This window comes from Pseudosulfitobacter sp. DSM 107133 (assembly GCF_022788695.1).
Taxonomy (GTDB): Bacteria; Pseudomonadota; Alphaproteobacteria; order Rhodobacterales; family Rhodobacteraceae; genus Pseudosulfitobacter.
The window spans coordinates 34,374-48,279 of sequence record NZ_CP085157.1 but is presented as its reverse complement, the minus strand read 5'-3'; the positions used below and the strand labels follow the sequence as shown (position 1 = coordinate 48,279).

Genomic DNA, 13,906 nt, shown 5'->3' with positions numbered 1-13,906 from the left:
CATGAGCAACGAGAAAACCGGGGAAAAGGAATACAGCTTCGCACCCAAGCGGCGCGCATCTCTCGGGCTCAGGCTTGGTTTGGGTGCATTGCTTCTGGCTGGGACCGCCATCATTGCCTACCCGCTTGTGCAAGGCAGCGGCATCACTTCTGCCGTTGAAACATCGAAAGCCGACGACTTTCAGGATCAGGTCGACGGTGACGGGTTCGGCCGCATGACAACCGACGCGGAACCGACCGAACAAAGATCAGAGCCTAGGTTCGATCCCGGACCAATCGAGGATGAACTCGCGGCGCAGCGCCAAGCCCTCGAGGAACAGAACGCCAAGCTTGCGAGCGACGTGATCGCCCTACAAGCCCAGTTGGCAAGACTGGCCGAGGCCCCTGCCCCCGACAATTCCGCCGAGCTGGCCGAAGCGCTGCGCTCGGTCCAGGAACAGAACACGGCGCTCATCGCCCAGATGCAAAGCGAGATGGACACCCGGTTGGCAGAAGCCGATCTTGAAGCGCAAAAACGTCTCGCTGATGAGGTTGCCGCACGCGCGCGTGTTGCCGATGGCCGGATGGAGCAGTTGATGGAGCAAATGCTCGGACTGCAGCGCCAGAACGACGCCCTGCAACAGCAGATCGATGACGGTATGAGTGACGCTCTACGCGCGCAAACCGAGCGGGATCAGCTCGCTGCCGAGGAAGCCGCGCGACGGGCTGAACTGGACCGTCGGCGTGCCGAGGCGGCGGCGCTGCGCAACACACAAATCCGGTCCGAAGGGGTGATCTTTGATGCGGGCGGCCAGACGGGCAGTCCGGCATCTGACCCTGAGAGGGGACCTGCGGTCGGAGATGCGGCGGCGCGCGCCTTCGTGTTGGACGGTGCCCAGCCCGTTCAAGTCGCGACAGCGGAGGTTATCGCCAATCCTTCCAATACGGTTCTGCAGGGCACGCTCATTCAAGCGTCACTGGAAACCGCCATCGAATCCACATTGCCCGGACAGATTACCGCCATCGTGAACTACCCGGTCTGGAGTTTCGATCAGTCCCGCGTTCTCATTCCCGAAGGCTCCCGCCTCTTCGGGACCTACAATTCGAATGTCTCTTTGGGCCAGGCCCGCATTCTGGTTGGCTGGTCACGCATCGTCACACCCGAGGGGCAATCGGTTCAGCTCGCCGCATTTGGCGCGGACGATCAGGGCCGCTCGGGCGTGACGGGCTCCGTGAACTCCCGCTTTGGGCTGCGCTTTGGCACAGCCGCATTGCTCTCGATCATCGGCGCAGGACCGGCAATCGCCGCATCCGAGGCCAGCTCCGAGACCGGATCAGAAATTGCCGAGGATGTCGCGGGCAGTTTTTCGCAGGCAACCAATGCGGTGATCGGCGAATATGCCACCCTGCCTCCGGTTATCTCGGTCCAGCCAGGTGCTGCGATAAGTGTGATCGTCGACCGTGATCTCGAGTTCTATTGATGAACCCGGCGGCAGAAAAAGCCAGTTTTCTTTCGACCTATCTAAAACCTCTGGCTGCACCGATCGCCGATCCCTGCGTGGTCGAAATAGCGGTCAATCCCGATGGAAAGGTCTGGGTGGAAACCCGGGGGGCTGAGCATATGGTCGGCCTCGAAGGTGTGTTTTTCTCCCCTTCCCAAGCTCGGGACCTTGCAACATCCATTGCCAGCGCCACCCACGGACAGATCAGCGAGAAAAAGCCGCTCGTCTCCGGCAAGATCGAGATAAACGGCAAGCCGATCCGGGCACAGGTCGTCTATCCACCGGTCGTGGATGGCGGGCCGTCGATCACCTTGCGCCGCTACAGTGAAGACCAACTCACCTTGGGCGACATCGGTCTGTTGCACGGTGCACTGGTGGACCTGGACGCCGAACGACAGGAAAAAGCCGAACGGGTGATCGCGCTGACCCAAGCGGGGGATATTCGAGCCGCCATGAAACTCTGCATCGATGAGCGGTTGAACATCATGATCAGCGGCGGGACGTCCACGGGCAAAACGACTTTTGCTCGGGCGCTTCTCGCGCTGGTGACCGAGACGGAACGTATCTTGACCATCGAGGACGCATTTGAGCTCTTTCCTCCGCAGCCCAATCGCACGATGCTCAAGGCGGACCGTGTCCCCTCAAGTGAACGCACCGCGGCCAAATTGCTGGAGACCTCTTTGCGCATGCGTCCTGACCGGATCATTCTTGGCGAGTTGCGCGGCGATGAATGCAAGACCTTCCTCGACGCGATCAACACCGGCCATTCCGGCTCTTTCACCACAATTCACGCCGATACCGCGCAGAAGGCGCTCGACCGCCTTGCCCTCATGGTCATGTCCGTCGGCATCAATATGAGTTTTGAGGAGGTAAGGCGCTATGCCGCCTCCAGCATCGATGTCGTGGTGCAGCTTGGTCGGAAGGACGGGAGACGTGGGGTCGAACAGGTGTGGGTGCCTGGTATTGAAAAATCAGAAGTGACCAGCTGAGGGATGTTTGGAAGCGTGCGCATTGAGCACTTTCGGACGGTGATCTCTCCCGTCTTGTCCCAACATGAGCGCGTTTGCGCTTGATCGCATTGATTGCGATGATTACACTCCTCTCAGGAGGATATCATGGCAAGCATTACCATCCGAAACCTTGACGATGACGTGAAGCGGCGCCTTCGCATCCGCGCGGCCGAACATGGCCGTTCGATGGAAGAGGAGGCGCGCGAGATCCTGCGCCACGTCGTTGGCGAGGCGAAGCCCAGCCACGATCTTGCTGCGGCGATCCGTGCGCGGGTCGCGCCTCTGGGCGGCGTTGATCTCGACCTTCCGCAGCGTGAAGCCATGCGCGAACCGCCCATATTCGACTAGGCCTGACGCATGATCATCCTCGACACGAATGTCATCTCCGAGCTTTTGCGCCCGGCCCCGGAGCCCAGGGTCGAACACTGGTTGTCGGCTCAGGACGGGCTCAACGTCTACCTGACCTCGATATCGGAGGCGGAGCTGCGCTACGGCCTCGCGATCATGGGGAACGGCAAGCGCCGCGCTGCGCTGGTTGATGCGGTGGATCGCATCCTGCGCGAGGACCTGGCCGGGCGCATTCTGCCCTTCGACAGCAACGCCGCGCAGTCCTGCGCCACCATCGCCGCCGCACGACGGTCCGCCGGGCGACCGATCGCCCAGGCCGATTGCCAGATCGCATCCATTGCCCACGCTTGCGGCGCCACCGTTGCCACACGCAATACGCCTGACTTCGAGGGTTGCGAGATCGACCTGATCAACCCCTGGACTGCCGCATGAACGCCGTTGAAATCGAACAAGCCGTTACCGAACTCGCCGAGCAGTCTTTCGACGCGGCCGACTTTCCCTATGCCTTCCTGATCGCCTTCGGCAACAAAGAGACGACGATCAAGCGTCTGCGCACCGGCGCGTCGAACAAATCAGACATCGGCGGCGTCCTGCAGACCAACAACATCCATCTTGCGACCTGCGCGCCGGGCGACATCGCGGCGACCCTGACCGCCCTTCGCGACAGCCCCGCGACCACCCGCGCCAAGGCCAAGTTCATCCTCGCCACCGACGGCATAGACCTCGATGCCGAGGACATCACCACCGGCGAAACCATCGCCTGCCGCTACTCCGATTTCCCCGACCATTTCGGCTTTTTCCTGCCGCTCGCAGGTATCTCCACCGTCAAGCAGATCCGCGAAAGTGCGTTTGACATCCGCGCCACCAGCCGCCTCAACCGGCTCTATGTCGAACTGATCAAGGACAACCACGACTGGGGCAGCGCCGAAAAACGCCACGACATGAACCATTTCATGGCGCGGCTGATCTTCTGCTTTTTCGCCGAAGACACCGACATCTTCGTCAGCGACAACCTCTTCACCGCCACCATCGACCAGATGGCGAACCGTGACGGGTCGAACACGCACGAAGTCATCGGCGAGATCTTCCGTGCGATGAACACCGCCATCCCCAAACGGGCCGAGGCCAAGCTGCCCCGCTGGGCCGACACCTTTCCCTATGTGAACGGTGGCCTCTTCTCGGGCAGCACCGATGTGCCGCGCTTTTCCAAGATCGCGCAGCGCTACCTATCCCATATCGGCAGCCTCGACTGGACGCAGATCAACCCCGACATTTTTGGCTCGATGATCCAGGCCGTCGCGGATGAGGAGGAACGCTCGGTCCTCGGCATGCACTACACGTCCGTGCCGAACATCCTGAAGGTGCTGAACCCGCTCTTCCTCGATGATCTCCGGGCAGAGCTGGAGGCGGCGGGCGACAACGCGCGCAAGCTGGCCAATCTGCGCGCCCGCATGGCCAAGATCCGCGTCTTCGATCCCGCCTGCGGCTCGGGCAACTTCCTTGTCATCGCCTACAAGGAAATGCGCGCGCTGGAATACGAGATTAACAAGCGCCGGGGCGAGCCGCTGCGCCGCACCGACATTCCCCTGACCAACTATCGCGGAATCGAGCTGCGGGATTTCTCGGCCGAGATCGCGCGGTTGGCGCTGATCATCGCGGAATACCAATGCGACGTGACCTATCGCGGCCAGAAAGAGGCGCTGGCTGAATTCCTGCCGCTGGATGCGCAGAACTGGATCACCTGCGGCAACGCCCTGCGGCTGGACTGGCTGTCTGTCTGCCCGCCCACGGGGACGGGGGTGAAGTTTCAGGCCGATGACCTGTTCATGTCGCCGCTGGATCAGGCGCAGATCGACTTCGTGAACGAGGGGGGCGAGACCTATATCTGCGGCAACCCTCCATATCTGGGGTCCAAATGGCAGAGCACGGAGCAGAAAGAAGACCTTGGGCGCATTTTCGAGGGACGCACGAAAAGCTGGAAGTCACTCGACTATGTTGCAGGCTGGTTCATGAAGGCCGCCGATTACGGGCTGCATACGCCCACCGTATCGGCCTTCGTGTCCACCAATTCGATCTGTCAGGGGCAACAGGTGCCGATCCTCTGGCCGTTGATTTCCAAGACAGGGCACGAAATCGCCTTTGCCCATACCAGTTTCAAATGGGCAAACCTTGCCAGCCACAATGCAGGTGTGACTGTTGTGATAGTTGGTATTTCAAATCATTCGGGCGCGGTGCGCAAGCTGTTCACGCTTGCTGAGGATGGCGGAGCGGTCGTCAGAGAGGCCGACAACATCAATGCCTATCTGGTGACCGCTCCAAATGTGGCGATCACGATGCGCTCGAAACCCGTTGATGACCGCGCAATCATGCAATTTGGCAACCACCCCTACTACGGGGCGGCGTTAATCTTTTCGCGCCAAGAAGGGCGAGAATTGATTGAAACTTATCCGAGGGCCTCACACTTTGTTCGACCTCTGTATGGCTCAAAGGAGTTCATCTCGGCCGCGCCTCGCGCCTGTCTCTGGATAAAGGAAAAAGACCGTTCAGCGGCAGAGTCAGTTCCGCCGATCGCCCAAAAAATGGCGGAGGTTGCCAAGGCACGACAGGCCGCCAAGCAGGACAAAGCCGCCCAGAAACTCGCTGAAACACCATATAGGTTTCGAGATCAGGTTACGGCGGAAAAATCAGTTATGGTCGTTCCGCGTGTCAGCTCGGAGAACCGGCCATACCTTCCTGTTGGCGTCTTGGCCCCTGAGAGTATCATTCAAGAAAAGTCCTTCGCCCTCTACGACGCCCCGCTCTGGAACATGGCGCTGATCGCCTCGCGTCTGCATTGGGTCTGGATCGGCACGGTTTGCGTGCGGATGCGAACCGATTTCAGCTATTCCAACACCCTCGGCTGGAATACCTTCCCCGTCCCAAAGCTGACCGAAAAAAATCGCGCTGATCTGACAGCGGCGGCCGAAGGCATCCTACTGGCGCGCGAGGCGCATTTCCCCGCCACCATCGCCGACCTCTACGACCCCGAAAAAATGCCCGCCAACCTCCGCGCCGCGCATGACCACAACGACGAGGTGCTGGAACGCATCTACATCGGCCGCCGCTTCCGTAACGACACGGAACGGCTGGAAAAACTGTTCGAGATGTACACGAAGATGACGACGAAGGTGAGCGTATGAGTAACTTCAATAGCATGACGCTGATGGCAGCGGGCGAGATGATTGCTGAAATGTCAACGCAAGCCGCGTTCTCGTCTCTTGTTTTAGGGTGGGGTGTCGAGGAATTCTGTGGCTCTGGATCGGGCGCTTCGAAGGCCAATGATTTAGTTAGGTTCGCCAAAAGCAGTATGGGACGGCGTTCTGTTCCGACGGTAAATGGGAACAGCGACCTAAGCAGAGCCATGATTGAGCATGCAATTACGGCATCCGAGCAGAGCAAGCGCAACAAGCCAGATGTCTGGTTGCGTCTTGTTGCTGGTCTGAAAATGGATGGCTTCGAACTTGTGGAAGAGGAGGTGCCAGACCCAATGGGCAGATCTTCCATTTTCGATGACGCTCCAAGGGTCATTATACAGACTGTTCTCAGGCGGATGCTGCCTGAGGATGTCCCTGAGACAGATTTTCGAGAGGCGACCAGCGAAATTGAGGCCTTACTTGGTCGGCACGGGTTTGGCGTCGCCAAGGGGCATTTGGATCAAGCGGTTCAGAACTTTTCGCAAGGGAACTGGTCTTCCGCCAACGCGATGATCAGAGATTTCTATCAGGAACTGCTGGACAAAATTGCGGAGTATTTTGGATGTAATCCTAAGGTTAGTGATGACGCGAAGAGGCAATACCTTGCAGATACAAAATCGGGACCATTCCTACTTCACGAATACAATGAGTGGGAGAACGACAGAGGCAAACCCGCGTACGTATTGGGGTTGTGGGCAAGATTGCATCCGCACGGCAGCCATCCGGGTCTGTCAGATGAAGAAGATTGTGCTTTTCGGTTTCAAATAATCCTGATCACAGCCCGTATATTCTTAAGACGTTTTGATAAGCGGGTGAAAGGTCAATGATCAAAGGTTTTCCCTCCATTTCGATTATTTATGCCACCAACGATAGTCCGGCTAAGCCGAACGATCCGGGTCGGCGGGCAATACAGGAATGCGCCTACGAAAAACGCTGGTCGGGCGAGATGGGTCAGAAAGTGAAAACATCATGACCCTTGACCCTGTCATGAGTGCGGAACGCACTCGCAGGCTGGTGGACGATCTGCGCGCCAAACCAGCGGAAACCACATGGATCGAGTTCAAGGAAAACAATGCTGACGGACCGTTGATCGGCAAGCTGATCTCGGCCTTGTCCAATGCCGCACGTCTGGCCGATCAGCACTTTGCCTATGTGGTTTGGGGGGTGCGAGACGGTGATCATGCGGCTGTCGGCACGGTTTTTGAGCCGACAGTGAAGAAGGAGAAGGGGCAGCCGCTCGAACTGTGGATTGCGAACCACCTGTCGCCAAGCATCGAGTTTCGTTTCGAAGAAGTCGATCACGATGGGGGGCGCCTGATCCTGCTGACCATCCCCGCCGCCGCAACCGCCCCGGTAGAATTTGACCGCACAGCCTATTTGCGCATCGGCAGCGCCACGCCGCGCCTCTCCGACCATCCGGAACGCCTGCGTTCCCTCTGGGCCAAGTTGCAGCCCTACGCTTGGGAGACAGGGGTCGCGGCGCAGTTCCTAACCGGCGACGACGTTCTTGAGCGGCTGAATTACGCCAACTACTTCGATCTTACGGGCCAGCCCTTGCCGGATAACAGGCAGGGGATCTTCGACAGGCTATTGGCGGATCGCCTGATCCAGAAAGATGTAAGCGACCGTTGGAACATCACCAATCTGGGTGCAATCCTGTATGCCAAGAAACTTGCCGATTTCGGCCCCTCTGTAGAGCGCAAAGGCGTCCGTTTCGTGGCCTATGCCGGCACCGGACGTGCAGATGACGTGAGCCACCGCCAGGATGGCCAGCGCGGCTATGCAGCGGGTTTTCAGGGGCTGGTGGACTATATCGACGGCCTTCTGCCTCGCAACGAACTGATCGGAAAAGCATTCCGCGAGGAGCGACCACTTTATCCGTCGATCGCGATCCGCGAATTGATCGCCAACGCATTGATCCACCAAGACATGACAATCACCGGTGCAGGACCACTCATCGAGTTGTTCAGTGATCGCATGGAGATCACGAACCCGGGCGCCCCCTTGGTTAGCCCCGACCGGTTTTTGGACTCGCCGCCGCGTTCCCGAAATGAAGCCCTTGCGTCGTTGATGCGGCGGATGAAACTTTGCGAAGAACAAGGCACCGGCATCGACAAGGTGATCTCGGCGGTTGAGCTACACCAGTTGCCACCACCGGATTTCCGCATGGAGGGAGACGCCGTGCGCGTGGTTCTGTTTGCACCACGCCGCTTTGCGGACATGACACCGGAAGAAGCCGTGCGAGCGTGTTACCAACATGCCGCGCTCAAATACGTAGGCGGTCAAAAGATGACGAACGCGACACTTCGGGAGCGGCTTGGCATCGACGACCAGAACGCTGCGCAGGCATCGCGGGTTATTCGCGCAACGCTGGATGCTGATCTGATCCGTCCTGCGGATGCTGAACGCCCTCGGGCCGGATATGTCCCCTCATGGGCGTGACAGGGACAACATTTGATCGGGTTTTGATTGTGCGTATGTGGGCTAGAGGGCGTAAATTGGAAAATACATATAAATCATACTGTTACGATAGGCAGGGTGCGGTATCGCTACTTGATCGGGTTTTGATTGCCTGCCCCAAAGCGAATGATTCCGCGCCCCTCAGAAGGAAAACATCATGACACAGCAGGTTCCTTCCGTCTCTGTCAATTACGCGGCCAATGGAAGCTCGACCAAATCGAACGAGCTTGGCATGCGCGAAATGCAAGAGGGTGCCTATGAGAAGCGGGGCGAGCAATACCTGCTGATCAAGTCGCCCCCGGCCTCGGGCAAGAGCCGCGCGCTGATGTTCATCGCGCTCGACAAGCTGCACAATCAGGGCCTGCGCCAGGCCATCGTCGTGGTGCCGGAAAAGTCCATCGGGTCCAGCTTCAACGACGAGCCGCTGAGCAAGTACGGCTTCTGGGCAGACTGGACCGTGCAACCGCGATGGAACCTATGCAACGCTCCCGGCGGGGATGACGGCAAGGTCGGCGCTGTCGGCAAGTTTCTGGCGAGCGACGACAAGATTCTGGTCTGCACCCACGCGACCTTTCGGTTCGCCGTGGACAAGTTCGGGATTGAAGCGTTTGATGATCGGCTCATCGCGGTAGACGAGTTTCACCACGTCTCTGCCAACCCTGATAACAAGCTGGGCACGCATCTGGGCGCACTGGTCGCGCGCGACAAGGTGCATCTGGTTGCGATGACCGGGTCCTATTTCCGCGGCGATGCCGAAGCCGTTCTGTCGCCCGAAGATGAGGCAAAGTTCGATACCTTTACCTATACCTACTATCAGCAGTTGAATGGTTACAAATACCTCAAGACGCTCGACATCGGGTATTTCTTCTATTCCGGGTCCTATGCGGACGACATCCTCAAGGTTTTGGATCCGACCGAGAAGACAATCCTTCACATCCCGAACGTGAACTCGCGCGAAAGCACCAAGGACAAGCATCGCGAGGTCGAGCATATCATTGACGCCCTGGGCGATTGGCAGGGAGCGGATCCCATCACAGGCTTTCAGCTGGTCAAGACGCCCGACGAGCGAGTCTTACGCATCGCCGATCTGGTGGACGACGAGCCATCCAAGCGTGACAAGGTTTCCGCCGCGCTGAAAGACTCCACGCAGAAGAACAACCGCGATCATGTCGACATCATCATCGCCCTGGGTATGGCGAAAGAAGGGTTCGATTGGATCTGGTGCGAACACGCCCTGACGGTGGGTTATCGCGCCAGCCTGACGGAGATCGTGCAGATCATCGGCCGCGCCACCCGCGATGCCGAGGGCAAGACCCGAGCGCGGTTCACCAACCTTATCGCGGAGCCCGACGCCGCGGCCGAAGCCGTGACCGAGGCAGTCAACGATACACTGAAGGCGATCGCTGCAAGCCTGCTGATGGAGCAGGTGCTGGCCCCACGTTTCAACTTCACGCCCAAGACCGTGAAAAGTGGCCCTGTCGAAGGGTTCGATTACGGCGAGGGCGGCTATGACCCCAACAAAGAGAACGTTGGCTTCAGCGAGGCCAGCGGGCAGTTCCAGATCGAAATCAAAGGTCTGGTCGAACCCAAGAGCAAGGAAGCCAAGCGCATCTGCCAAGAGGACCTCAATGAGGTGATCACAGCTTTCGTTCAGGACAAGACTACGATCGAACGGGGTCTCTTCGACGAAGAGCTGGTGCCGGAGGAACTGACGCAGGTTCGCATGGGCAAGATTGTCGGTGCCAGGTTCCCAGAGCTAGATGCAGAGGATCAGGAAGCGGTGCGCCAACACGCAGTTGCTGCGCTGAACCTGACCCAAAAGGCGAAAGAGATCGCGCTGTCGAACCGCGATGACACAGAAACAACCGGCAATACCGCCTTGATCGACGGGGTGCGCAAATTCGCAATGGACGTGCGCGAACTCGACATCGATCTGATTGATCGCATCAACCCGTTCGGCGAAGCCTACTCGATTCTGGCAAAGACGATGAGCGAGGAAAGCCTTCGGCAGGTCCAGGCCGTCATCTCGGCGAAAAAGGTGCAACTGTCACCGGACGAGGCGCGAGATCTGGCGAAACGCGCCGTCAAGTTCAAGCAGGAGCGGGGCCGTCTGCCTTCCATCACATCGCCTGATCCGTGGGAGAAGAAAATGGCCGAAGGCGTGGCGTATCTCGCGCGCATGAAGCAGGAGGCTGCCAATGGCTAAGGGTTTCACGGACGAAGACGACGCCCTCCTTGCTGAGCTTGGCGTCGAGGTCGAGGTCAAGAAGCAGCTCAGCCGCACACCACGCGAAGAACGCATCATCGCAGGTTTTGAGGAAATCTTGCGATTTGCAGATGAGCATGGCCGGCCTCCCCAGCACGGGGAGGATCGTGATATCTTTGAACGCCTCTACGCCGTGCGTCTTGATCGGATCCGCGACTTGCAGGAATGCCGCGACCTCCTTGCCCCACTCGACGAGCAGGGTCTCCTAGCAAACACCCCTGCGCCCTCAGCATCAGACTCCGATGACCTCGATGACGATGCCCTCCTCGCCGAACTGGGCGTGGAAGTTGCTAAATCACCCCTCACGGAATTGAAGCATGTCCGGTCAACAGCCGAGAAAAAGGCCGCCGATGAAGTCGCAAACCGCGAGAAATGCAAGGATTTCGCGACGTTCAAACCCTTGTTCGAGCAGGTCCAGAAAGAACTGGATAGCGGCTTGCGCGAAACTCGCCCGTTCGAGATGAAAGCCGAGATCGAGAAGGGACGCTTCTTCATTGTCAGCGGTCAAAAGGCCTATGTCGCCGACAAGGGCGAGACCATCACCAACGAGCAAGGTCGCACGGATGCGCGTCTGCGGGTGATTTTCGACAACGGGACCGAGAGCAACATGCTGATGCGCTCGCTTCAGCGCGCGTTGAACAAGGACGACGCCGGACGGCGGATCACCGATCCATCGGCAGGGCCACTTTTTTCCGATCAGACACTCGACGGTGATGAGGCGAGCGGGATCATTTATGTGCTTCGCAGCAAATCCGATCATCCACTTGTGGCCGAAAATCGCGAACTCGTACACAAGATCGGCGTCACCAATATGAGCGTTGAAAAGCGGATCGCTGGCGCACATCTGCAACCAACGTTTCTGATGGCGAACGTCGAGGTGGTTGCGACTTATGAACTCTACAACATCAATCGGACAAAACTGGAGAACCTGATCCATCGCATCTTCGAGCCCGCGCGGCTCGAGATCGAGATCATGGATCGCTTTGGTAGGCCCGTGATTCCGAGAGAGTGGTTTCTCGTGCCAATATTCGCGATAAAGGATGCAGTTGAACGGATCAAGGACGGGACGATTTCGGGCTATGTCTATGACCCGAAACAGGCGCGATTGGTATCTGTCTCATAGCTGGCGCATGGCAGAACAGCACAGCCACATTCGATTTCCAGATCATCCCCTCGCCTTTGCGTCCGAAGAGCGCGCCCGACCACCAAAACGTGTTTTCTTTGGCTTTGCCCTCGCGGCTTCTGCGTATCCCTGTAGCGCGCCTGTGTAGGTCTGCACCGCAGTCTCGAATTCCTTGTCGCCCATGGAGATCGCCGCGGGTGCTGCAGGTTCTGAATGCTCGAGGGTGATTTTCTTCGGCCTGTTCGAGACTGGCGCTGCAGCAGGAGGATAGGGCAAGGAATGCCCCTGCCGTGCTTTGTCGATCTCCTCAAAATGCCGGTCCGCATAGTAGCGGATGTGATCCGCCTTGATGGGATATTGCCCCTCGGGCAGGACAAGGACCTTGTCGAGCGGGAAACGCAGCAATTCAGCGGGGGATACCAGCGCCCGTTCTTCCGAGCGACGGCTGATATTTGCACTTTCCGAGAGCTTGCGCACGGTTGCCTGTGATCTGGTCTTGCCCACGATCGTGCGCTTGCCGAGGGCTGCGGACAGCACGTCGGCGGTGCGATCATCCTGCGGGGTCATGTAGATCTGCACACCCGCACCGGCCTGCAGCGCGCGGCGGTCGGTTTCGCCATAGATGCCCTCAAGACCGGGGATCGACTGCGAGATGATAAAGAGCCGCCCGCCATAGGAGCGGATCGTCTTGATGCTCTGCAAGACCAGGGGTTGTTTGCCCAGTTGGTCGAATTCATCCATCAGGAACATGACGGGATGTGCCTCGTCCGGTCCGGGATGCGCGCGCTGCAGACATGCGATGGCATCGGCGAACAGGAGCCGGATCAGGGGGGCCAGTGTTTTCAGGTGCTCCGGCTGCACGACAATATAGAGCGACTGTGGCTCTCGTCGGAACGTCCCGAAGTCGAAATCGCTTGCCTGTGTTGCCCGGTCCACCGCCGGATCGAGCCAGAGCTCCAATCCGGCCCCGCGGATCACACTGACATAGGAATCGAGAATCTTATCCACTTCGTCGGCCATGCTCAGGAAAATCTCTGCCACCACCGGGTTTGCGGTCTGCATGGCGGCCCGTTTGTAGAATTCCTTTTTATTGCCGCCGCCAGTCATGATCCGCAACGCCTCACCGATCGTCGGCTTTCCGGTCTCGATGGCATAGAGGCAAGACGCCACGAACAGGCTGCGTCCGGCCTGGAAAAAGCTCTGCGCGTTCACGCTTTCGACGATGAGGAACAAGTCCGCCATGGTGTTTACGGCGGTGTATTGCTGCTCGGGGCTGGGCAGATCGGCAATGCGCTGGAGAGGATTGAACCGGTGCGTGCGGGTCAGGACAGGCCCGTTTTTACCTTCGGGCTGAACGTAGTCATAGGGCGAAAAGTACCAGACCTGATTGTTCAGCGCCTTTTGGCGGTGGATGGATGTCTTCTCGAAATTCTCGCCCTTGACGTCAAGGATCACGGCACTGCCCTGGAAGTGCAAAAGGTTTGGCAAAACGAAGCCTACCCCTTTGCCCCGGCCCGTTGGCGCGATCATCATTGCGTGTGGGAAGCGATCTGGCGTGGCCGACACGAAAGGCGCGCGGGACGCAGGTGACCCGAGCTTGCCGAACAGAAAGCCGTTCTGGGAAAGAGACGCCGACATACGGTTGCGGCGGAGCTCGGGACGCGACTGGAAATGCGCATCATCATAATCGGTGAGCGACCCGCGATGAACGGATGTCGCTCCTGTCGCCGCCAGAAGCAGGGCAGGAAGTGCCGTGATGAGCCACGCAGTATGTTCCACCGCAGGGTTTGCCTTGATCCGTGGATCAGACAGATTGAGCAACCAAAGTTCGAAAATATCGAACCCACCCAGGTCTTCGCCAAATCGCGCCATCAGATAGAGCGTGGCGATCGCGGCACCGATCCAGGTGCCAACACCGAGACCGAGCAGGATGGCGATCGGATACCGCCAACGGCTTTCCATTGCATGCAGCATGTTTTGAATCCT

The 13,906-nt window shown here is 58.7% G+C and carries 11 protein-coding genes; 10 read left to right on the top strand and 1 reads right to left on the bottom strand.

Annotation, left to right across the window (positions count from 1 at the left end; all coding sequences use genetic code 11):
• Position 1: 1 nt before the first annotated feature.
• The 10 genes from DSM107133_RS21390 to DSM107133_RS21345 all read left to right on the top strand — a co-directional run bounded on the left by DSM107133_RS21390 (position 2) and on the right by DSM107133_RS21345 (position 11,920).
• Positions 2-1,459: a TrbI/VirB10 family protein gene (locus DSM107133_RS21390; protein WP_114295070.1), complete on the top strand. Its 1,458-nt coding sequence runs from the start codon at positions 2-4 to the stop codon at positions 1,457-1,459.
• Positions 1,459-2,469 (top strand): P-type DNA transfer ATPase VirB11, encoded by a 1,011-nt coding sequence (gene virB11, locus DSM107133_RS21385; RefSeq protein WP_114295069.1) that lies wholly within the window; start codon positions 1,459-1,461, stop codon positions 2,467-2,469. The genes DSM107133_RS21390 and virB11 overlap by 1 nt, the downstream gene beginning before the upstream one ends.
• A gap of 126 nt (positions 2,470-2,595) precedes the next feature.
• On the top strand, positions 2,596-2,838 hold the full coding sequence (locus DSM107133_RS21380) for a plasmid stabilization protein (RefSeq protein WP_114295068.1): 243 nt from the start codon (positions 2,596-2,598) through the stop codon (positions 2,836-2,838).
• 9 nt (positions 2,839-2,847) lie between these two features.
• Positions 2,848-3,270 carry a type II toxin-antitoxin system VapC family toxin gene (locus DSM107133_RS21375; RefSeq protein ID WP_114295067.1) on the top strand — a complete coding sequence of 141 codons (423 nt, stop codon included), beginning with the start codon at positions 2,848-2,850 and terminating at the stop codon, positions 3,268-3,270.
• A complete protein-coding gene (locus DSM107133_RS21370; protein WP_114295066.1) occupies positions 3,267-6,017 on the top strand; it encodes a DNA methyltransferase in 2,751 nt (916 codons plus the stop codon). The genes DSM107133_RS21375 and DSM107133_RS21370 overlap by 4 nt, the downstream gene beginning before the upstream one ends.
• Entirely contained in the window at positions 6,014-6,898 is an 885-nt protein-coding gene (locus tag DSM107133_RS21365) for a hypothetical protein (protein WP_114295065.1), read from the top strand. Before DSM107133_RS21370 ends, DSM107133_RS21365 begins: the two co-directional genes overlap by 4 nt.
• A complete protein-coding gene (locus DSM107133_RS21360) occupies positions 6,895-7,044 on the top strand; it encodes a hypothetical protein (RefSeq protein WP_162792141.1) in 150 nt (49 codons plus the stop codon). The genes DSM107133_RS21365 and DSM107133_RS21360 overlap by 4 nt, the downstream gene beginning before the upstream one ends.
• Positions 7,041-8,513: an ATP-binding protein gene (locus tag DSM107133_RS21355; protein ID WP_114295064.1), complete on the top strand. Its 1,473-nt coding sequence runs from the start codon at positions 7,041-7,043 to the stop codon at positions 8,511-8,513. The genes DSM107133_RS21360 and DSM107133_RS21355 overlap by 4 nt, the downstream gene beginning before the upstream one ends.
• A gap of 175 nt (positions 8,514-8,688) precedes the next feature.
• Entirely contained in the window at positions 8,689-10,737 is a 2,049-nt protein-coding gene (locus tag DSM107133_RS21350) for a pseudomurein-binding repeat-containing protein (protein ID WP_114295063.1), read from the top strand.
• Entirely contained in the window at positions 10,730-11,920 is a 1,191-nt protein-coding gene (locus tag DSM107133_RS21345) for a GIY-YIG nuclease family protein (protein WP_114295062.1), read from the top strand. Before DSM107133_RS21350 ends, DSM107133_RS21345 begins: the two co-directional genes overlap by 8 nt.
• Positions 11,921-11,962: 42 nt before the next feature.
• On the opposite strand, the gene DSM107133_RS21340 is transcribed toward DSM107133_RS21345, so the two are convergent.
• Positions 11,963-13,894 carry a type IV secretory system conjugative DNA transfer family protein gene (locus DSM107133_RS21340; RefSeq protein ID WP_114295061.1) on the bottom strand — a complete coding sequence of 644 codons (1,932 nt, stop codon included), beginning with the start codon at positions 13,892-13,894 and terminating at the stop codon, positions 11,963-11,965.
• Between the last annotated feature and the right edge of the window lie 12 nt (positions 13,895-13,906).

Excerpts from the sequence above, each read along its gene's own strand:
- DSM107133_RS21370 (WP_114295066.1), top strand. The coding sequence starts at position 3,267 with ATGAACGCCGTTGAAATCGAACAAGCCGTTACCGAACTCGCCGAGCAG.
- DSM107133_RS21365 (WP_114295065.1), top strand. The coding sequence starts at position 6,014 with ATGAGTAACTTCAATAGCATGACGCTGATGGCAGCGGGCGAGATGATT.
- virB11 (WP_114295069.1), top strand. The coding sequence starts at position 1,459 with ATGAACCCGGCGGCAGAAAAAGCCAGTTTTCTTTCGACCTATCTAAAA.
- DSM107133_RS21340 (WP_114295061.1), bottom strand. The coding sequence starts at position 13,894 with ATGCTGCATGCAATGGAAAGCCGTTGGCGGTATCCGATCGCCATCCTG.
- DSM107133_RS21375 (WP_114295067.1), top strand. The coding sequence starts at position 2,848 with ATGATCATCCTCGACACGAATGTCATCTCCGAGCTTTTGCGCCCGGCC.
- DSM107133_RS21360 (WP_162792141.1), top strand. The coding sequence starts at position 6,895 with ATGATCAAAGGTTTTCCCTCCATTTCGATTATTTATGCCACCAACGAT.
- DSM107133_RS21390 (WP_114295070.1), top strand. The coding sequence starts at position 2 with ATGAGCAACGAGAAAACCGGGGAAAAGGAATACAGCTTCGCACCCAAG.
- DSM107133_RS21345 (WP_114295062.1), top strand. The coding sequence starts at position 10,730 with ATGGCTAAGGGTTTCACGGACGAAGACGACGCCCTCCTTGCTGAGCTT.
- DSM107133_RS21380 (WP_114295068.1), top strand. The coding sequence starts at position 2,596 with ATGGCAAGCATTACCATCCGAAACCTTGACGATGACGTGAAGCGGCGC.
- DSM107133_RS21350 (WP_114295063.1), top strand. The coding sequence starts at position 8,689 with ATGACACAGCAGGTTCCTTCCGTCTCTGTCAATTACGCGGCCAATGGA.
- DSM107133_RS21355 (WP_114295064.1), top strand. The coding sequence starts at position 7,041 with ATGACCCTTGACCCTGTCATGAGTGCGGAACGCACTCGCAGGCTGGTG.